The sequence below is a fragment of the Amycolatopsis azurea DSM 43854 genome, from assembly GCF_001995215.1.
Lineage (GTDB): Bacteria > Actinomycetota > Actinomycetes > Mycobacteriales > Pseudonocardiaceae > Amycolatopsis > Amycolatopsis azurea.
Genome location: NZ_MUXN01000028.1, coordinates 18,092 through 37,288 on the forward strand (window position 1 = coordinate 18,092; position 19,197 = coordinate 37,288).

Sequence of the window (19,197 nt, forward strand, 5' to 3'; positions counted from 1 at the left end):
CGTCATGGCTGAGCAGACACTAGCGGCACCGAAGAGCAACAAGACGATCACGGCGCTACGCCGGTTCGCGATCTCGATCACCATCTTCAACATCATCGGCTACACCGTGCTCGGTTTCGAGCAGCCCTACACCTATCCGTTCATCGCGCTGGCGACGGCGTACACCACGGAAATCCTGCTGGAGATCATCGGGGCCCGCGTCCAGGGCCGCGACGTCCGCTTCCGCGGCAACGGTTTCAAGGGACTGGTGGAGTTCCTCTTCCCGGCGCACATCACCGGTCTCGCGCTCAACATGCTGACCTACGTCAACGACCAGGTGCTGGTCATGATGTTCGGCGTCGTGGTCGCCGTCGGCGCCAAGTGGGTCCTCCAGGCCCCGGTGCGGGGACGGCTCCGCCACTACATGAACCCGTCGAACTTCGGCATCACGATCATCCTGCTGGTGTTCCCGTGGGCGAGCATCGCGCCGCCGTACCACTTCACCGAGCAGGTCGACTCGTGGGTCGGCTGGCTGATCGTCGGCATCATCATGATCTCGGGCACCGTGCTCAACGCGATGCTGACCCAGCGGATGTGGCTGATCGGCGCCTGGCTGATCACCTTCGCACTCCAGGCGATCATCCGTGGCCTGGTGTTCGACACCGCGATCCCCGGCGCGCTCGGGATGATGACCGGCGTGGCGTTCGTGCTCTACACGAACTACATGGTCACCGACCCGGGCACGACCCCGTCGAAGCCCGCGTCGCAGGTCCTGTTCGGTTCGGGCGTGGCGCTGGCGTACGGGTTCTTCATGATCGTGCACGTCGCCTACGGCCTGTTCCTGGCGACCGCGCTGGTCTGCCTCATCCGCGGGATGTTCCTGTGGGGCCTGCACTTCTCCAAGAAGGCAGGAGAGAAGTGGGAGGCCGAGCAGGCGAAGTCGGCCGAAGTCACCTCCCTGCCGAAGCCGGCCGAGAAGCCGGAGACGGAAACCGGGGCCGTGGCGGCATGACCGAGGCCGCGGAATTCACCCGGGGGGCGCGTCTCGCGCCCCCCGGGCCGCCGCGCCGGGCGACCTTCGGTCTGCTGAAGAAGCTCTTCACCGACCGGCTGGCGCTCATGTCGGATTCGGCGGAGGCGCACGGGGACGTCGTCCGGATCGCGATCGGTCCCAAGACGATGTACCTGGTGAACCACCCCGAACTGGCGAAACATGTGCTCGCGGACAACGCGGCCAACTACCACAAGGGAATCGGCCTCCAGGAGGCCCGGCGGGCACTCGGCGACGGGCTGCTCACCAGCGACGGCGAGGTCTGGAAGAAACAGCGCCGGACCATCCAGCCGGTGTTCCAGCCCAGGCGGATCGCGCGGCAGGCCTCGGTCGTCGCGAACGAGGTCGAAGGTCTCGTGAAACGCTTGCGGGACACCGAAGGACCGGTCGAGATCCTGCACGAGATGACCGGGCTGACGCTCGGCGTGCTCGGCAAGACGTTGCTCGACGCGGACCTCGGCGGGTTCACGTCACTGGGGCATTCGTTCGAAGCCGTGCAGGACCAGGCGATGTTCGAAGCGGTGACGCTGAGCATGGTCCCGGAGTGGGCGCCGCTGAAGAAACAGCTGCGCTTCCGCGAGTCGCGGGCCGACCTCCGGCGGATCGCCGAGGAGCTCGTCGAACAGCGGCTGGCGAACCCGGTGGAGAACGGTGAGGACGTGCTCTCGCGGCTCATCGCGACCGGCGGGACCCGCGAGCAGATGCGGGACGAGCTGATCACCCTGCTGCTGGCCGGGCACGAGACGACGGCGAGCACCCTGGGCTGGGCGTTCCACCTGCTCGACGAACATCCCGACGTCGCGGCGAAACTGCGCGCCGAGGCCGAGGCGGTGCTGGGCGACCAGCTGCCGACGCACGACGACCTGCACCGGTTGCCGTACACGGCGAGGGTCGTCGAAGAGGTCATGCGGCTGTATCCGCCGGTGTGGCTGCTGCCGCGGGTGGCGCAGGTCGACGACGAGATCGGCGGCTATCACATCCCCGCCGGATCCGACGTCGTCGTCGTGCCCTACACGCTGCACCGGCATCCGGCGTTCTGGCCGGAGCCGGAGAAGTTCGACCCGGACCGGTTCGATCCGGACCGGCCGAGCGGGCGGCCCCGGTACGCCTACATCCCGTTCGGCGCCGGGCCGCGGTTCTGCATCGGCAACAGCCTCGGCGTGATGGAGGCCGTTTTCGTGCTGACGATGGTCCTGCGGGACCTCGATCTCAGGAAACTCCCGGGCTACGACGTCGTTCCCGAGGCGATGCTCTCGCTGCGGGTGCGCGGCGGATTGCCGATGACCGTGCACACCAGGAACAGGAGGTAGGTTCCGTGGATTCGGACGAACAGGTCAAGGTGTCCACTTTGGAGGCCTACGCGGACACGATCGTACCGGGGGAGAAGCGGTTCCCCGGCGATCACGCGATCGCCGGCGCCTCGCCAGGGCCGGGCGCGGTCGTGGCGGGCGCGCTCGAACTGCTGCACACCGAGGCGACCGGGGTGACCGTCGGGCTGCCGTATCTGGCGCAGTCCCTCAACGATCACGCGAAGGTCTACGCCAAGGAACACGACCTCACGCTGGACGAGTCGCTGCCGGCGTTCGTCGCGCTGTCCTTCGCGGACAGGACGGCGCTCGTGCGGTCGCTGACGGCGCCGGGACATCCGGAGAAGGACGGCTGGGTCAGCCTCGCCTTGTTCTGCAACATGTCCTTCGACAGCGCGGCGCACAAGCACACCGCCGAAGCCATCGCCGAAGGCCACCCCGGTCTGCTGGCGATGGGCTACACCGCGCCGGATGAGGACGGCCTGTGGCGGTTCCCCAAATTCTCCTACCGCCGCGAGCTGGCGCGACTCCACCCCGACACCACGCCCTCCGGGAGCCCCGCATGACTGCCTACGACAAGACCGACGTCGTCATCGTCGGCAGCGGGTTCGGTGGTTCCATCCCCGCCTACCACTTGGCCGCGGGCGGCGCGAAGGTCACCGTGCTGGAACGCGGGCCGTGGCTGGAGACGAAGGACTTCGAGCACGACTACCTGCTCGGTTCGTCGTACACCAGGGCGTTCGACTTCGTCGTCGGTGACGGGATGAGCGTGCTCGGCGGGAACTGCGTCGGCGGCGGCAGCGTGGTGTACTTCGCCGCGATGCCGCGGGCGCCCAAGTTCGTCTTCGAGCGCCACGGCAGCATCGGCCGTCGCATGTGGCCTTCGACGATCACACGGGACTCGCTGGAGCCCTGGTACGACCGGGTTTCGGACTCGCTCCCGGTATCCAAACAGGACTGGAACGACGTGTCCTACGCGGGCGGGCTGTGGGGGGCGCTCTGCAATCACTCCGGCCGGACCGCCAACCCGGCGCCGGTCGCGGTGGACAACGACCGGTGCGTGAACTGCAACTTCATGATGGCGGGCTGCCGGTTCGACGCGAAACGCTCGCTGCTGACCAACTACCTGCCCGCCGCGCTCGCGCACGGCGCGCAGATCCGGCCGCTGCACGAGGTCCAGCGGATCGAGCGCATCGACGACGGCGACTACCGGGTGCACTTCACCATCGTCGACGACGAGGACTACCGGGTGCAGTCCGGCGGCGGGACGATCGACGCGAAGATCGTCATCATCGCCGCGGGTGCCGGCGCGACTCCGGTGATCCTGCAGCGTTCGGAGTCGGCGCTGGGCGAGATGCCGCACGCGGTCGGCCGGTATTTCTCAGGCAACGGTGAGCGGCTCAACACCGCGATCATCAACGAGGAGCGGGTCCGGGAGGTGCTCGGGCTGTCCCGTGAGGACGGCAAGGTCTACGAGGCCAACCACATCGGCAAGGGCCCGACCGTGGCGAACTGGGACAAGCTCGACGGCTCGCTGCCGGAGTACGAGCGGTATTCGCTGGAGCAGCTGTACTTCCCGCCGGGTCTCGGCACGATCCTCGCGCAGGTACCCGACGGCGACGAACCCCGCTGGTTCGGGACGCAGAAGAAGGAGATCCTCAAGAAGTGGGCCTCCTGGCTGACCATCTTCCTGATGACCGAGGACGACAACGAGGGCGTCTTCGGCACGCCGCCACCGACCGGCAACGCCTACCGCATCTCGCAGCAGATGCTCGGCCGCGGTCCGCTGAAGTACGACCCGACGCCGAACACTCTGCACGGCTGGTCGCTGGCCGACGCGGAGTGCAAGGAGATCCTGGAGAAGGACGGCCTGGCGAAGGTGGCGCCGTGGACCAACGACGTCGTCGGCGCGTACACCGTGCACCCGCTGGCGTCGTGCCGGATCGGTGACGACCCGGAGACCTCGGCGCTGCACCCGAACCACGAGCTCCGCAACCACCCCGGGATCTTCGTGACCGACAGCGCCTCCGTGCCGGGCGCGCTGACGGTGAACCCGGCGATGACGATCGCGGCGCTGGCCGAACGGTCGGTCCCGGGGATCGTGCGGGCGCTCCAGGCACGCGGCGTCGACGTCACCTACGGCGCTCCGGCCCCGGACGGTTCCATCACCGGGCGGCGGGCGGTCAGCAAGCTGTCGCTGGTGGCGGGGAGCTGAGCATGGCTCCCAAACCGGTGCGGCTCGCGCTGCGGCGGGTGTTGCGCGAAGTCCGGCACGTCCGGCCGGTTCCGTTCGGCCGGGCGACCGGGCTCGTGCGCGACGTCTACCGTCAGCTGGAGCGTGATTTCGGCATGCTGGCACCGCCGGTGGCGTTGCATTCGCCGTCCCCGCCGGTGCTCGCGGCGGCCTGGGTGATGCTGCGGGAGTCGCTGGTGGCGGCGGGGGAGACGAGCCGGGCGGACCGGGAGGTCGTCGCTTCCCTGGTGTCCCAGCGGAACTCGTGTCCCTACTGTGTCGAAGTCCATGGGATGGCGCTGGATTCGCTCGGGCGTTCCCCGGAGGCTTCGGCGATCGCGGCGGGGCAAGCCGTCACGGACCCGCTGGACGGTGACTTGTCGCCCGCGGCCCGGACGGAGCTTACGGCGGTCGCGTTCGCCTTCCACTACCTGAACCGGGTGGTGAGCGTGTTCCTGGGGACGTCTCCACTGCCGTCGTCCGTGCCGGATTCCGCACGGGAGAAGGCGAAGGCGATCTTGGGCAGGCTCCTCCGGCCCGGGTCCGGGGCGATGCCCGGCGAGTCGTTGGACCTGCTGCCGGCGGGCTCCCGGGACTTCTCCTGGGCGGCGGGAAATCCGTACGTCGAGGACGCCTTCTCGCGGGCTTCCGCGGCGTTCGGATCGCTGGCGGTCTCTTCCGCCGTGCGGGACGCCGTGGTGCGGGAACTGTCCACTTGGGACGGTTCCCCACCGGGGCCGAGCCGGTCCTGGGCGGCCGGGGCGGGCGATCCCGCCGTGCGCTTGGCCTTGGTGGTCGCGAAAGCGCCCTACCAGGTCGACGACGCCTTGGTCGCGGCGGCGGGACTGGACGATCGAGAACTGGTCGAGTTGGTGGGGTGGGCGAGTTTCACCGCCGCCGCTCACTGCGTCTCGCTGGTTCCTGCCCGCAATTAACCGGCCGAATTCGGCGGTCTCGGCAGCTGTGAAAGGTCCTTTCCTGCGAAATTCGCAAGGAAAGGACCTTTCATGGCGCTTCGGCCCGCCTTCAACAACATGAGAGAAGACCGTCAGCCCGGCTCAGGGTCATGCTTGACCGGACTGCAGATGCGGACGGCGCCCGTGTTCCTGGGGAACAGAGTCCCGGCGCCGAGACCGGATTCCGTGACTTGAGTGGTTGAGAGCTAGGGGAGTGCGGTGGCATGAGCGTTGAGCGGATTTCGATTGTCGGTATCGGTCTCCGATATCCGGACGCCGGTTCCCCGGAAGAACTGTGGGAGAACGTCCTCGCCGGCCGTCGGGCGTTCCGGAGGCTGCCCGACGAGCGGATGAACCGCGAGGACTACTACTCTCCCGACCCCAAGGCGCCGGACCGTTTCTACGCCCAGAAGGCCGCGGTCCTCCGCGACTACGAGTTCGACCGGATCAAGTACAAGGTCGCGGGCAGCACGTTCCGGTCGACCGACACCACGCACTGGCTCGCCCTCGACGTCGCCGCGCAGGCATTGGCGGACGCGGGTTTCCCCGAGGGCGACGGGCTGCCGCGGCCCGCCACCGGCGTGGTCATCGGCAACAGCCTCACCGGAGAGTTCTCGCGCGCCAACATCATGCGGCTGCGCTGGCCGTACGTCCGCCGCACGGTCGCGGCGGCGCTCGCCGAGCGCGGCTGGGCCGAGGGCGACACCGCGGAGTTCCTCCACGACCTCGAAGCGCAGTACAAGGCGCCGTTCCCGGAGATCGACGAGGACACCCTCGCGGGCGGCCTGGCGAACACGATCGCCGGCCGCGTCTGCAACTTCTTCGACTTCGGCGGCGGCGGGTTCACCGTGGACGGCGCCTGTTCGTCGTCGCTGCTTTCCGTGGTCACCGCGGCGAACGCGCTGTCCGAGGGTGACCTCGACGTCGCCGTCGCGGGCGGTGTCGACTTGTCGATCGACCCGTTCGAGGTGATCGGCTTCGCCAAGACCGGTGCGCTCGCCAAGCGCGAGATGAAGGTCTACGACGCCGACTCCAACGGCTTCTGGCCCGGCGAGGGCTCCGGCATGCTCGTGCTGATGCGCGAGGAAGACGCGATCGCGCAGGGCAAACGGATCTACGCCTCCATCGGCGGCTGGGGTGTCTCCTCCGACGGCAAGGGCGGCATCACGCGGCCCGAGGCGTCGGGGCACCGCCTCGCGCTCAAGCGGGCGTACGAGAAGGCAGGCTACGGCGTCGAGACCGTTTCCTACTTCGAGGGCCACGGCACCGGGACCGCACTGGGCGACGCCACCGAGATCGAGGCGCTCTCCACCGCCCGCCGCGACGCCGACCCGCTCGCCGACCGTGCCGCGCTGAGCACGATCAAGGGCAACATCGGCCACACCAAGGCCGCGGCCGGGGTCGCCGGGCTGATCAAGGCCACTCTCGCCGTCTACCACCAGGTCATCCCGCCCGCGACCGGTCACTTCGACCCGCACGAGTCGCTGGTCGGCGACTCCGCGCGGATGTACGTCCCGGCCGAGGCCGGGCTGTGGCCCGCGGACCACCCCGTTCGCGCGGGTGTCTCCGCGATGGGCTTCGGCGGTATCAATTCGCACGTCACCGTCACCGAAGCGCCGGGTGCGGCGCGGCGGAAGGAACTCGACGAGAAGACCCGGGCCCTGGTCGCCGGTCGGCAGGACAGCGAGCTGCTGCTCCTCGACGCCGACGACGCCGCGTCGCTGCGCGGTCGGGTGACCGGGCTGCTGGAGGTCGTGCCGAAGCTTTCGTTCGCGGAGCTCGCCGACCTCGCCGGGACGCTTTCCACGGAACTGTCCGGGAAACCGGTCCGCGCGGCGATCGTCGCGACCAGCCCGGAGGACGCCGAGCGCAAGCTGGCCAAACTCCTCGACCTCCTCGGCGAGGGCGAGCCGGAAGTCTTCTCCTCCCGTGAAGGCATCTTCGCCAGCGCCCGCTCGACGGATCCGAAGATCGGATTCCTGTTCCCCGGTCAGGGTTCCGGCCAGGGCACGGTCGGCGCGGTGCGCAAACGCTTCGCCCACGCCGACGACATCTACCGCGCCGCGGGCCTGTCCACCGGCGCCGACCAGGTCGCCACCGACGTCGCGCAGCCGCGCATCGTCACCGGTTCGCTCGCCGGGCTCCGCGTCCTCAAGAGCCTCGGCATCGAGGCGCGGACGGCCGCCGGGCACAGCCTCGGTGAGCTCACGGCGTTGCACTGGGGTGGCGCGCTGACCGAACGCGAAGTCCTCAAGCTGGCCAAGATCCGCGGCAAGGTGATGGCGGGAGCCAGCGAAGGAAACGGCGCCATGGCGGGAATCGCCGCCACGCCGGGGGTCACGGAGCGGCTCGCCGAGGGCGAAGAGGTCGTCATCGCGGGCTACAACGCGCCCGAGCAGACCGTCCTTTCCGGACCGTCGGAGGCGATCGACCGGGTCGTCGCCCGTGCCCGCGCGGAGGGCGTCACCGCCACCCGCATCAACGTCTCGCACGCCTTCCACTCGCCCGCGGTCGCCCCGGCCGCCGAGGCGATGACCGGGGAACTCACCACGATCGACTTCACCCGGCTCGACCGGCCCGTCGTGTCCACGGTGACCGGTGACGTCCTGCACGCCGCCGAGGACCTGCGCGATCTGCTGCGCGACCAGGTGGTCCTGCCGGTGCGGTTCCGGGAGGCGGCCGCGAAGGTCGCCGAGCGCAGCGACCTGGTGATCGAGGTCGGACCCGGCCGCGTGCTCACCGGGCTGTTCGGCCAGATCGCGCCCGGTACGCCGGTGCTCTCGATCGACACCGACAGCCCGACACTGGCCGCGGTGCTGAAGGTCGCCGGTGCCGCGTTCGCGCTCGGTGTCCGTCTGGAGACCTCCGCGCTGTTCGCCGGCCGTGTCGTACGGGCCCTGCCGGTGGACGGCGAGTTCTCCTTCCTCGCCAGCCCGTGTGAGGCCGCGCCTTCGATCGGGGCCGAGCTGGCCCGCGACCGGGTAGCCGACCCCGCCGAGGCCACGGCGGGGGAGGCTTCGGAGAACGGCGGCAGCAGCACGCTCGACCTGCTGCGCAAGCTCGCCTCCGAGCGCGTCGAACTGCCGCTCGAAGCGGTCACCGCCGACACGCATCCGCTCGACGACCTGCACCTTTCGTCGATCACCGTCGGTCAGCTGGTCAACGACGTGACCCGCGCGCTCGGCCGCCCGGCACTGGAGGGCATGCCGAACTTCGCGACCGTCTGTCTCGGTGAACTCGCCGAGATGATCGACGAACTCGCGCAGACCGCCAAACCCGCCGACGGCAACCAGGCCGAGGTCGCCGGTGTCGGGCCGTGGGTCCGGCCGTTCGCCGTCGAGTACGTCGTCGCGCCGAAGCCGGCGCCCGACCTCACGCCGGGCATCTCCACCGCGGGTCTTGCGAAAGCGGAGTGGACGGCGTTCGCCCCGGACGGCCATCCGCTGGCCGAGCCGCTGCGCGCGGCGCTGGCAGGCGCGGGTGTCGGCGACGGTGTCCTCCTGTGCCTGAACGAAGACAGCGACGTGAACGACGTCGGCCTGTTCCTCGACGCGGGCCGCGCGGTGCTGGCGGCGCCCAACGGCACGCGGTTCGTCGTGGTACAGCACGGATTCGGCGCTTCCGGCCTGGCGAAGACGCTGCGGCTGGAGGACCCTTCGGCCCGCACCACGATCGTCGATCTCGCCGATGTCCGCCCGGTCGACCCGGAGGCCCTCGGCGCCGCGGTGTCCATTGTGGTCACCGAGGTCTCGGCCACCAACGACTTCAGCGAAGTCCGCTACGACTCCGCGGGTGTCCGCATGGTGCCGAAGCTCGCCGCGCTGACCCCCGCCGAGGCGGAGGGGACACCGCTGGGCACGGACGACGTCCTGCTCGTCACCGGTGGCGGCAAGGGCATCACGGCGGAGAGCGCTTTGGCGCTGGCCAAGGACTCCGGCGCGAAACTGGCGCTGCTCGGCCGGAGCGACCCGGCCGACGACGCCGAACTGTCGGAGAACCTCGGGCGAATGGCGGCGGCGGGCATCACCTACCGCTACGAACGCGCCGACGTCACCGACGGCAGGCAGATCGCGGACGCGATCGGCCGGGTCCAGGCCGAGTTCGGCCCGGTCACCGCGGTGCTGCACGGCGCGGGCCGCAACGAGCCCGCCTCGCTGTTCTCCTTGACCGAGGAGAGCTTCCGCAAGACCCTGGCGCCGAAGATCGGCGGCCTCAACGCCGTCCTCGACGCCGTCGACAAGGACAAGATCAAGCTGCTGGTCACCTTCGGCAGCATCATCGGGCGGGCGGGCCTGCGCGGTGAAGCGCACTACGCCACGGCCAACGACTGGATGACCGAACTGACCGTGCGCTTCGGCCGCGAGCACCCGAAGGCACGGGCGATCGCACTCGAATGGTCGGTCTGGTCCGGTACCGGGATGGGCGAAAAGCTCGGTGTCGTCAGCGCTTTGATGCGCGACGGCATCACGCCCATCCCGACCGAGGAGGGGATCGAGATCCTCCGCCAGGTCGTCGGCGATCCGTCCGCCCCTTCGGTACTGGTCGTCTGCGGTCGTACCGCGGGGCTGGCCACCCTGCCGGTGGAGAAGCGCGAACTGCCGCTGACCCGCTTCGTGGACCGCGCCGTCGTGCACTACCCGGGTGTCGAGCTGATCACCGAGGCCGACCTCTCCGCGGGCAGCGACCCGTATCTGGCCGACCACCTGCTCGACGGTCAGCTGCTGTTCCCGGCGGTGATCGGCATGGAGGCGATGACCCAGGTCGCCAAGGCCGCGCTGGCCGCGGAAACCCTGCCGGCGCCGGTGTTCTCCGACGTCGAGTTCCTGCGCCCGATTATCGTCTCGCCGGGCGGGTCGACCACGGTCCGGCTCGCCGCGCTGGCCAGGGACGCCGAAACGGTGGACGTGGTGCTGCGCAGCGGGGAGACCGGGTTCAGCGCCGACCACTTCCGCGCCCGGCTGCGGTTCTCCCGGCCGGATCCGCTCGGCGAGACCGTCGTCCGCGACGTCGCGCTGCCGCCGGTGCCGGTCGACCCGACGACCGAGCTGTACGGCACGGTTCTCTTCCAGGGCAAGCGTTTCCAGCGCGTCACCGGCTACCGGAGGGCGAGTGCGCGGCACGCGGTCGCGGAGATCGCGACCGGCGCCGAGGTCGACTGGTTCGCGCCGTTCCTCCCGCAGGAACAGCTCCTGGCCGACCCGGGCACCCGCGACGCGATGATGCACGCGATCCAGTGCTGTGTCCCGGACGCGACCCTGCTGCCGCAAGGGATCGAGCGGCTGTACCTGGCCGAGCCCGGCGAGCAGGACCCGGAGTACGTGCTCCTCGACGCCCGCGAGCGTTCGCAGGACGGCGACAGCTACGTCTACGACCTCGACGTCCGCAACCCGGACGGTAAGCTCGTCGAGCGGTGGGAAGGGCTGAAGCTGCGCGCGGTCCGCAAGCGTGACGGTGAAGGGCCTTGGGTCCCGTCGATGCTCGGGTCCTATTTGGAGCGTTCCGTCGAACGGCTGCTCGGCTCGTCCCGCGCGATCGTCGTCGAACCGGATCCGGTGGGCGTTCCCGTCGAGACCACGACGGAACGGCGGGCGCAGACCGCGCTGGCCGCCGGTCGCGCCGTCGACACCCCGCTCGAGATCCGCTACCGCCCGGACGGGAAACCAGAGGCCGACGGCGTCGAGGTGAGCGCGTCGCACAGCGCCGACCTCACCCTGGCGATCGCGGGCACCGGCCGGATCGCGTGCGACGTCGAGACGGCGGTCGAACGGACTCCGGAGGACTGGGCGGGTTTGCTCGGCGAGGATCTGCTTTCGGTGGGCGAACTGCTCGCCGCCGACGCCCGCGAGCCGCTTTCGGTCGCGCACACCAGGGTCTGGAGCGCGCTGGAATGCGTGCGCAAGACCGGAGACATGACACAGGCGCTCACCGTGCACCGGGTCGACCCGGACGGCTGGGCGGTGCTTTCCCACGGCAGTGCCCGCATCGCGACCTGGGTGACGACCGTCAACGACCGGACCGATCCCGTCGTCTTCGCGGTGCTCCAGGGAGAGGAGAACTGACATGGCCGACTACTACGAGATCCTTCACACGGTCGGGTTCGAGGAGACCAATCTGGTCGGCAACGTCTACTACGTGAACTACGTGCGCTGGCAGGGCCGGTGCCGCGAGATGTTCCTGAAGGAGAAGGCGCCGGCGGTGCTCGAAGAGGTCCGCCACGACCTCAAGCTGTTCACGCTCAAGGTCGACTGCGAGTTCTACGCGGAGATCACCGCGTTCGACGAGCTGTCCATCCGGCTGCGGCTGGAAGAGCTGACCCAGACCCAGATCCAGTTCACCTTCGACTACGTCCACCTCACCGCCGAGGGCGAGCGGCTGGTGGCCCGCGGACGGCAGCGGATCGCGTGCATGCGCGGTCCGAACACGGCGACGGTGCCCAGCCGGGTGCCCGAACAGCTGCGCGAGGCGCTGGCCCCGTACGCGGTCGACGGCAAGGGGGAGTGACGTGGGCAGTGTCGAGGAGCCTTCGCGGCCGGTGCTGAAACGGCTGCCGACACCCGCCTCGCGGCGCCGGTTGTCCGCGCAGGCCGGGTTGCGGGAGGTGATGAGCCAGTTCGCCACCGGGGTCACCGTGCTGACCGCCGGGGGCGAACGGGCCCACGGGATGACCGCCAACGCCGTCACCTCCGTGTCACTGGAACCGCCGATGGTGCTGTGCTGCGTTTCCCGCGCGGCCCGGATGCACGAGGCGATCGTGACGGCGGGCTCGTACGCGGTCACGGTGCTCGCGTCGGACCAGAAGGACCTGGCGAAGTACTTCGCGGACTGGCGCCGTCCCGCCGGGATCGCGCAGTTCGACTCGGTGGACTGGACGGCGGGGCCGCAGACCGGCGCCCCGCTGCTCGACGGCGCGCTGGCGTGGCTGGAATGCGAGCTGGCGGAGGTCTACGAAGGCGGCGACCACTCGATCTTCCTCGGCAAGGTGGTCGCCTCCAGCCGGGGCACGGCACAGGACTCGCTGGTCTTCTACAGCGGCGGCTACCACCAGATCGACGGCCGGGTACGGGCATCGGCCTAAAGGGAGAGGAACTGTCATGACCATCAACGAATCCGCCACGCCCGCCCCGGCGCTCTCGCCGGAGCGGCCGCCGGTGGTCACCACCATGCCCCGGCTCGGACGGGGGGTGTGCTGGCGCGACATCGTGCGCGAGATCGAACTCGACGAGCTCGAGCGCGAGGCCCGCCTGAAGGAGGCGGCGTGACCCTGCAAGGCGATCCGGGCGCCCAGCGCACGGAGGACTCCGAGGTGGTGCCGCTGCCGGAAGACCGGCTGCGGCACCACCGGATCCCGAGGGCGACCGACGGACAGGTGATCCCGCTCGCCCGCGGCGCCGAACCGGTGCATCCGCCCGAACCGACGATGCCGCTGCTGCGCACCCAGCGCGACGAGCTGCGCGAGCACATCGTCGACGGACGGCTCGACGGCGTCCGGCGGCAGCATTCGCTCGGCAAGCACACCGCGCGTGAACGGCTGGATCTGTTGCTGGACCCGGAGTCCTTCACCGAGGTCGAGCTGTACCGGCGGCATCAGGCGAGCGGACTCGGGCTGGCGGAGAACCGGCCGTACACCGACGGCGTCATCGCCGGCTCGGGCACCATCGACGGACGGCGGGTGTTCGTCTACGCGCAGGACTTCACCGTCTTCGGCGGTTCGCTCGGCGAGGCGCACGCGGCGAAGATCCACAAGGTGATGGACCTGGCCATCGCCACCGGTTCGCCGCTGATCGGGCTCAACGACAGCGGGGGAGCGCGGATCCAGGAAGGCGTGATGGCGCTCAACGGCTACGGCGGGATCTTCCGCCGTCAGGTCGAGGCGTCCGGCGTCATCCCGCAGATCAGCGTGGTGCTGGGGCCGTGCGCGGGCGGGGCGGCGTATTCGCCCGCGCTCGCGGACTTCGTCTTCATGGTGCGCGACACCGCCCGCATGTACCTGACCGGGCCGGACGTCGTCGAGACCGTGACCGGCGAACGCGTCAGCCACGACGAACTGGGCGGCGCGGACGTGCACGGCGCGTCGTCCGGCGTGGCGACCGTGGTGCACGACGACGAGGAGAGCTGCCTAGCCGACGTCCGCTACCTGGTGTCGCTGCTGCCGTCGAACTACCTGGAGCCCGCGCCGCGCGAGCCGTCGCAGGACGCGGGCAAGGATCGGCGGCCCCGCTTCGCCGAACTCGTTCCCGTGGAGCCGAACAAGCCGTACGACATGCGGGACGTGTTCGCGGAGCTGACCGACGACGGCGAATTCTTCGAACTGCACGAACGATGGGCGCAGAACGTGCTGTGCGCGCTCGCGCGGGTCGACGGGCGCGTGGTCGGCCTGGTCGGCAACCAGCCGGTGGTGTTCGCCGGCGTGCTCGACGGCCCCGCCTCGCAGAAGGCGGCGCGGTTCGTGCGGTTCTGCGACGCGTTCAGCATCCCGCTGGTGACCCTGGTCGACGTCCCCGGATTCCTGCCAGGGGTCGAGCAGGAGCACTCCGGGATCATCCGGCACGGCGCGCAGCTGTTGCACGCCTACTGTGAGGCGACCGTGCCGCGCATCCAGGTCATCCTGCGCAAGGCCTACGGCGGCGCGTACATCGTGATGGACTCGCGGTCCATCGGGACCGACCTGTCGCTGGCGTGGCCGACCAACCAGATCGCCGTGATGGGCGCCGAGGGCGCGGTCAACGTGTTGTTCCGCAAGGATCTCGCCGTCGCGCCGGATCCGGACGCGTTGCGCGCCCACCTGGTCGCCGAGTACACCGAAGAGTTCATGAACCCGCAGTACTCGGCCGAACGGGGGCTCGTCGACGACATCATCGACCCGGCGGACACCCGATCGGCCGTCGCCAGGGCGCTGGACATGTTGCAGGACAAGCGAAAGGCGGCGCCCCAGCGCAAGCACGGCAACCACCCGATCTGAACGGGGGAACCATGTCACCGTCCGAAATGGACAGTGCGCCGGTCTTCCGGGTCCTGCGGGGGGACCCGGAAGACGCCGAACTCGCGGCGCTCGTCGCCGTCCTCACCGCGCTCGCTTCCGCGGCGCCGCCTCCTTCCGTCGCGCCCGTGCGCTCCGCCTGGTCGCCCCTCACGTCCGCGACTTGGCGCACCTCGGCCCTGCGCTGATTCGGCCGACTCGCGTGATCCAACGGACGACACGTGTGATGGGACGGACAACTCATGAGTTGTCCGTCCCATCACACGTGTCGTCCATCTGATCACGCGAGTCGGCCGTTCGATCACGCCGGGCCGGTGGTCGTGAGCCGGCGCGCCGCCTCGGTTTCCCGACGCGGCGGATGCGTGCTGTGCCAAGGGTGCACGGCGACGTAGAGGACCTCGCCGTCGATCACGGCCTCCAGTCCCGTCCGCTCCCTCGGCGCGAAAGGGCTCCCGCAGGCCGCGCAGGTCCGCTGGCGATCCGCGGCGCTCACGACCGGTCCCGTTGCTCCGGGACGGCCGGGTCGGGCCACGTCAGGCCAAGCAGGTCGACGTCGAGTTCGTCGTCGGCGAAGATCTCGTACGGGTCGAGGCGTTCGGTCATGATGCGCTCCTTGTGTTCCGGGGTACCACAAGGGCACTACCGGGACCCCCTCACCGGCGACTTGTTATTTGCTCATCGGGTTCTTCAGCCGACTTCGATCGCGTCCCGATCGGTCTCCGATCGGAGGGGGCCATCCTTGGTTGTCAAGTGAGCCGTTCATCGAAGGCCGGGAGGAACGTCATGACGGCACAGGTGCGAATTTGGGTCGTGACCGATGATTTCGACCCGCGCGGGGCCGCCGAGGCCGACACGGCGGTGTTCGTCCCGGAGCCGAGGCAGGCGGCCGAAAGCGAGTTCCCGGCCGAGCACATCGTCCTCGGTTACAACTGACGGACATGGACCATCACCGGCGAGGACAGCAAGGACAAAGAAGACCACCGGGTATCCCGCGCGGGAGAATGAAGATCATCCGCGACCCGGCGAGACCTCGAGGAGGCCTTCGGATGGCTATGCGCCTCCAGCTCACGTCGGGTTTGCAGGTGCTGGAAGAATGGGCGATCAACGCCCCGCAGGCCGACCGCAATGTTATCTACGAAGCCCTGTTCGCGGTAGCCGACGGATCCGCTTTTCTCATCTACGACATTTTCGGAGATGGCCGGGATCCGCATCAGTTCATCATTCTGGTGAAACACGACCTCGTCATCAAAATAGGGCTCAAGCGCACCGATTCCTCGTTCGAGATCGTTTACATCGGCGCGCTGGAGCACGGGACGCCCGCCGCGGCCTGGGCTGAGGACTCCGACGGTACCTGACTCGCCGGACGTGCGGGTGAGGCCGAAAGGCGCAGGTCTCGTACCGCCGAACGGACCAGTGGCGGGACTTGTACCGGCATCCTTTCGCAGCAATGGATCATGCGTTCCTCACCTTGACATCGTCGGCTTCGGCGTGAAATTCTTCGGGTGTTTACGGATGGGGAAATAACGCCTGGTCGAAATTGCGTTAATCGAGGTCTGGAGGGCTGAAAGATGTCGTCACCTGAATTCCCGGGATTGGACGTTTCCACGCGGGTGCGGGCGCGTGACATCCAGATGGCCGGGGTCGCCGACGTCCGCCGCCGGGTGTTGATGATCTCCGGCGCGATCGACACCACCGAGCACGACGTCTCGGTCAGTGTCAACCTGCCGGAGCCGGGTCGCTGGCAGGTGATCAAGTCCGAGACCAACCTGACCGACAAGACCTGGGTCGCGATGCAGGTCGTCACCGACGAGGACTCGACCTTCGTCGACGACGCCGACACCCTGGTGCTCTCCCGCCAGTTCTCCAAGTCCTTCATGACACCGGACCAGCGCCGGCTCACCTTCTACGACGGTGAGGTCCGGCCCGGCGAGGCCGTGTTGAAGGTGTACTCGCTGGACGCGGGCGGGCGGAAGCCGACCTACTCGTACTCCCGCTACAGCCCGATCGCGACCGACACCGCCGAGCAGTCCCAGCAGACACTGGACGAAATCATCAGCAACGGGATGAAGCAGCGCCCCGTGATCGAGCTGATCGTCCCGGTGACCGTGATCGGCTGAGCAGCCGGTGATCACCTTCGTCCCGGAGCCCCATCTGCTCGACTCCCCGCGCGGGCGGGAATGGCCGGTGCTCCCGGCCACCCGCGCCGCCGTGACCCCCGAACCGCCGCCCGGCGCCGACGTCGTCATCGTCGGCGCGGGCCCGGCCGGGCTCGCGGTCGCTTCGGCGTTGTGGCACCACGGCGTCCGCGACGTCGTCGTCGTCGACCGCGACGGCCGTCCCTGTGGCCGGTTCTTCGACCGCGTCGACCTGCTCGGCCAGCGCGTGCTGCGGTCGCCGTACGAACACCACCCCGGCGTCGAGGGCTACCGCGACTGCGAACTCCTGGACTTCGCCCGGCTGCACTGGTCGGTGCTGACCCCGGTGGAGCGCCGGGAGATCCGGATGGCGCAGGCCGGGCACCGCTCGGTCGTCCCCGTCGACGTCTTCGAGGCCTACTGCCGTCATCTCGCCGCGAGTCATCACGTCACCGAACGGACCTGGCGCGGTTCGGTCCGCGAGGTGCTGCCGACCTCGGACGCGGTCACCGTGCGCGCCGACCGGTTCTCCGTCACCGCGCGGCACGCGGTGCTGTGCCTCGGCGAGGAACGCCGGTCCGCGCCGGACACCTGGTGGGGCGGCGGCCACCCGCCGCGTGGCGTGAGTTACTGGGACGAACCCGTTCCCCCTGGCGGGAAACGGCTCGCCGTCGTCGGTGCCGGCCTCACCGCCGCGCATCTGATCTCCACCGGTCTCGCCCAAGGCCGTGAAGTGCATTGGGTGGTCCGCGAAGCCGGCGAGCGCTACCAGTGCGCCGACGTCAACTCGTCGTTCTTCCGCCCGGAAGGCCGCGCTCGCTTCGACGGCGTGAGCTGGTCCGACAGGCTCGAACTGATGGGCCGCTTCCGCCGCGCGTCGATCATGTTCGAGTTCCGGCCGATGCTCGAGGCGGCCGAAGCCGAAGGGCGGCTGGTCGTGCATCGCGGCAAGGCGATCACGAAGGTGACCCCGGGTGTCGCCCTCCACCTCGAAGACGGTTCGCGTGTTCCCGTGGACCACGCCGTCCTGGCGCTCGGCACCACGCCGTCGATCGGTGACGGCCTGATGCCCGACGACGCCGTCCTCGACCGCGGCGGCTGGCCTCAGCTGGACGAGCGCACTTTCGCCTACGTCGGCGCGCCCAGGGTCTTCGCCGTCGGCGCGGCCGCGGGGATGGCGCTGGGCCCCGCCGCCCGCAACATCGACGGCCACCGTGTCGCCACCGCGCGGGTCGCGGCCACCGTCGCCGAGAACCTGCGCCGGGACACCCCGGTGCGGACGGCCGCGAAGGATCACGCCCGTGTCTGAGCCCTACGACTCCCGCTTCACCCTGCCCTCGATCGACGACGCCCCCTCGACCGAGGCGGGGGTGATCTTGATGGGCCTGGACGCCGAACGGCTGCTCGCCGGTGTCGGGCTGGCACGGCTCGCCGACGAGCCCGCGCTGGTCGCCCTCGCCGTGGACCAGGCCCGGCACGACGCGCTCGACCTGAGCACGGAGGCGCTGGCCGAAGCCGGGATCCTCCGCTGGCGCGCGGTCCGCCCGCTGATCGAAGCAGGTCCGGAGATGACGGCGGCCGGTTCCCTGCGCAGAGAATGGGAACACACCACCGCGCGGGTCGTCGCCACGGTGACCGGGCTGGGACCGGCGTCGGTGGCCTGCCTCGCGGCCTGCTGGCTGCGTCGCGACGACGTCGAGAAGTTCGCCGAACGAGGGCGGACGCCGGAAAAGGGGAGCGGTACACACGATGTCCTATCTCGGGTCTTTGCCGACTGACGCCACCTTGCTGCAGGTCTTCCAGAAGTTCCCGGCCCCGGCGTCGAAACTGCTGGACTTCCACGAACTGATCATGCGGTCGCCGTCGGCGTTCGACGCTGGGCAGCGGGAGCTCATCGCGGCCTACGTCTCCGGCGTCAACGATTGCCGCTACTGCCATGGGGTCCACACCGTCACCGCGGAGGCTTTCGGTGTGCCGGAAGGACTTCTGGCGGCCGCGCTGACCGATCTCGACTCCTCGCCCGTGGAGGAGCGCATGAAGCCCGTGCTGGCCTATGTGGGCAAGCTGACGCGCACGCCGTCACAGGTGACCGAAGAGGACGCCGAAGCCGTGTTCGCCGCGGGCTGGGACGAGACCGCGCTGCACGACGCCGTTCTCGTGTGCGCCCTGTTCAACTTCATGAACCGGATGGTCGAGGGACTCGGGATCCGCGCCGACGCCGCTTACGCGCGGACCTCGGGTGTGCGGCTGAAGGAGGGCGGGTACGCCGGTCTGGCGCGCCTGCTCGCCGAATGACTGCACCGTTCAGGTGAGGAATCCGGTGCGGTGACCACAAGCGGTCACCGCGCCACTCCGAGCCCGATCGGACACGACCCGTAATCGAAAACGGCCTCCACTGCTCCGTTCGACGCACCTGGGCGCGGAAGCGGAGCAACCGGACGAACCTTATGGCGTAGGCGAAAAGCACATCTTCGCGATGATGCATGGCACTGGCCGCGAACCGGCCCCGCGAAGCACGATTTCCTCATCGAAGGAAACGCCGAAACCGTCTGGGAGCCA

Annotated in this window: 18 protein-coding genes; 17 read left to right on the forward strand and 1 reads right to left on the reverse strand. The window is 69.5% G+C overall.

Translation table 11 applies throughout. The features are described 5' to 3' along the window. The first annotated feature begins 4 nt into the window (after positions 1–4). From B0293_RS37380 to B0293_RS37425, 11 genes are all read left to right on the forward strand, one after another. Complete coding sequence (locus B0293_RS37380) at positions 5–991, forward strand: hypothetical protein (protein ID WP_005154188.1); 987 nt, start codon at positions 5–7, stop codon at positions 989–991. Continuing rightward, on the forward strand, positions 988–2,340 hold the full coding sequence (locus B0293_RS37385; protein WP_005154187.1) for a cytochrome P450: 1,353 nt from the start codon (positions 988–990) through the stop codon (positions 2,338–2,340). The genes B0293_RS37380 and B0293_RS37385 overlap by 4 nt, the downstream gene beginning before the upstream one ends. 5 nt (positions 2,341–2,345) lie before the next feature. Beyond that, the gene (locus B0293_RS37390) at positions 2,346–2,903 is read left to right on the forward strand and encodes a DUF5987 family protein (RefSeq protein ID WP_005154186.1); all 558 of its coding nucleotides are present in this window, start codon (positions 2,346–2,348) and stop codon (positions 2,901–2,903) included. Next, positions 2,900–4,552 (forward strand): GMC family oxidoreductase N-terminal domain-containing protein, encoded by a 1,653-nt coding sequence (locus B0293_RS37395; RefSeq protein ID WP_005154185.1) that lies wholly within the window; start codon positions 2,900–2,902, stop codon positions 4,550–4,552. The genes B0293_RS37390 and B0293_RS37395 overlap by 4 nt, the downstream gene beginning before the upstream one ends. Before the next feature lie 2 nt (positions 4,553–4,554). After that, positions 4,555–5,505, forward strand: coding sequence for a carboxymuconolactone decarboxylase family protein (locus tag B0293_RS37400; RefSeq protein ID WP_005154184.1), 951 nt, complete (start codon positions 4,555–4,557; stop codon positions 5,503–5,505). Between the two features lie 245 nt (positions 5,506–5,750). Continuing rightward, positions 5,751–11,585 (forward strand): type I polyketide synthase, encoded by a 5,835-nt coding sequence (locus tag B0293_RS37405; protein ID WP_005154183.1) that lies wholly within the window; start codon positions 5,751–5,753, stop codon positions 11,583–11,585. Between the two features lies 1 nt (position 11,586). Continuing rightward, positions 11,587–12,027 carry an acyl-CoA thioesterase gene (locus B0293_RS37410; RefSeq protein ID WP_005154182.1) on the forward strand — a complete coding sequence of 147 codons (441 nt, stop codon included), beginning with the start codon at positions 11,587–11,589 and terminating at the stop codon, positions 12,025–12,027. A gap of 1 nt (position 12,028) precedes the next feature. Then, entirely contained in the window at positions 12,029–12,601 is a 573-nt protein-coding gene (locus tag B0293_RS37415) for a flavin reductase family protein (RefSeq protein ID WP_005154181.1), read from the forward strand. Positions 12,602–12,617: 16 nt separating this feature from the next. Continuing rightward, positions 12,618–12,785, forward strand: coding sequence for a DUF6222 family protein (locus tag B0293_RS43835; RefSeq protein WP_005154180.1), 168 nt, complete (start codon positions 12,618–12,620; stop codon positions 12,783–12,785). Positions 12,786–12,943: 158 nt separating this feature from the next. Then, a complete protein-coding gene (locus B0293_RS37420; RefSeq protein WP_407640120.1) occupies positions 12,944–14,485 on the forward strand; it encodes an acyl-CoA carboxylase subunit beta in 1,542 nt (513 codons plus the stop codon). An 11-nt stretch (positions 14,486–14,496) separates the two neighbouring features. Next, positions 14,497–14,691, forward strand: a complete 195-nt coding sequence (locus tag B0293_RS37425) for an acyl-CoA carboxylase subunit epsilon (RefSeq protein WP_005154178.1) — start codon at positions 14,497–14,499, stop codon at positions 14,689–14,691. A 113-nt stretch (positions 14,692–14,804) separates the two neighbouring features. Here B0293_RS37425 and B0293_RS37430 read toward each other — a convergent pair whose 3' ends face one another. After that, on the reverse strand, positions 14,805–14,996 hold the full coding sequence (locus B0293_RS37430) for a hypothetical protein (RefSeq protein WP_005154177.1): 192 nt from the start codon (positions 14,994–14,996) through the stop codon (positions 14,805–14,807). Positions 14,997–15,313: 317 nt separating this feature from the next. Between B0293_RS37430 and B0293_RS44760 the strand changes: the two genes are divergently transcribed. From B0293_RS44760 to B0293_RS37455, 6 genes are all read left to right on the forward strand, one after another. After that, on the forward strand, positions 15,314–15,436 hold the full coding sequence (locus B0293_RS44760) for a hypothetical protein (RefSeq protein ID WP_280619600.1): 123 nt from the start codon (positions 15,314–15,316) through the stop codon (positions 15,434–15,436). A 113-nt stretch (positions 15,437–15,549) separates the two neighbouring features. After that, complete coding sequence (locus B0293_RS37435; RefSeq protein ID WP_005154172.1) at positions 15,550–15,858, forward strand: DUF6235 family protein; 309 nt, start codon at positions 15,550–15,552, stop codon at positions 15,856–15,858. Between the two features lie 276 nt (positions 15,859–16,134). Beyond that, positions 16,135–16,620 carry a DUF6423 family protein gene (locus B0293_RS37440; protein WP_039916548.1) on the forward strand — a complete coding sequence of 162 codons (486 nt, stop codon included), beginning with the start codon at positions 16,135–16,137 and terminating at the stop codon, positions 16,618–16,620. 7 nt (positions 16,621–16,627) lie between these two features. Beyond that, complete coding sequence (locus B0293_RS37445; RefSeq protein WP_005154170.1) at positions 16,628–17,947, forward strand: FAD-dependent oxidoreductase; 1,320 nt, start codon at positions 16,628–16,630, stop codon at positions 17,945–17,947. Beyond that, complete coding sequence (locus B0293_RS37450; protein WP_005154169.1) at positions 17,940–18,416, forward strand: DUF6187 family protein; 477 nt, start codon at positions 17,940–17,942, stop codon at positions 18,414–18,416. Before B0293_RS37445 ends, B0293_RS37450 begins: the two co-directional genes overlap by 8 nt. Beyond that, on the forward strand, positions 18,388–18,933 hold the full coding sequence (locus B0293_RS37455) for a carboxymuconolactone decarboxylase family protein (RefSeq protein ID WP_005154165.1): 546 nt from the start codon (positions 18,388–18,390) through the stop codon (positions 18,931–18,933). Before B0293_RS37450 ends, B0293_RS37455 begins: the two co-directional genes overlap by 29 nt. Positions 18,934–19,197: the final 264 nt, after the last annotated feature.

What these genes read in the sequence shown, in the direction of transcription:
- B0293_RS37395 (WP_005154185.1), top strand. Translation starts at nt 2,900, where the DNA reads ATGACTGCCTACGACAAGACCGACGTCGTCATCGTCGGCAGCGGGTTC.
- B0293_RS37380 (WP_005154188.1), top strand. Translation starts at nt 5, where the DNA reads ATGGCTGAGCAGACACTAGCGGCACCGAAGAGCAACAAGACGATCACG.
- B0293_RS37410 (WP_005154182.1), top strand. Translation starts at nt 11,587, where the DNA reads ATGGCCGACTACTACGAGATCCTTCACACGGTCGGGTTCGAGGAGACC.
- B0293_RS37425 (WP_005154178.1), top strand. Translation starts at nt 14,497, where the DNA reads ATGTCACCGTCCGAAATGGACAGTGCGCCGGTCTTCCGGGTCCTGCGG.
- B0293_RS37455 (WP_005154165.1), top strand. Translation starts at nt 18,388, where the DNA reads ATGTCCTATCTCGGGTCTTTGCCGACTGACGCCACCTTGCTGCAGGTC.
- B0293_RS37385 (WP_005154187.1), top strand. Translation starts at nt 988, where the DNA reads ATGACCGAGGCCGCGGAATTCACCCGGGGGGCGCGTCTCGCGCCCCCC.
- B0293_RS37440 (WP_039916548.1), top strand. Translation starts at nt 16,135, where the DNA reads ATGGCCGGGGTCGCCGACGTCCGCCGCCGGGTGTTGATGATCTCCGGC.
- B0293_RS37420 (WP_407640120.1), top strand. Translation starts at nt 12,944, where the DNA reads ATGCCGCTGCTGCGCACCCAGCGCGACGAGCTGCGCGAGCACATCGTC.
- B0293_RS43835 (WP_005154180.1), top strand. Translation starts at nt 12,618, where the DNA reads ATGACCATCAACGAATCCGCCACGCCCGCCCCGGCGCTCTCGCCGGAG.
- B0293_RS37405 (WP_005154183.1), top strand. Translation starts at nt 5,751, where the DNA reads ATGAGCGTTGAGCGGATTTCGATTGTCGGTATCGGTCTCCGATATCCG.
- B0293_RS37400 (WP_005154184.1), top strand. Translation starts at nt 4,555, where the DNA reads ATGGCTCCCAAACCGGTGCGGCTCGCGCTGCGGCGGGTGTTGCGCGAA.
- B0293_RS37435 (WP_005154172.1), top strand. Translation starts at nt 15,550, where the DNA reads ATGGCTATGCGCCTCCAGCTCACGTCGGGTTTGCAGGTGCTGGAAGAA.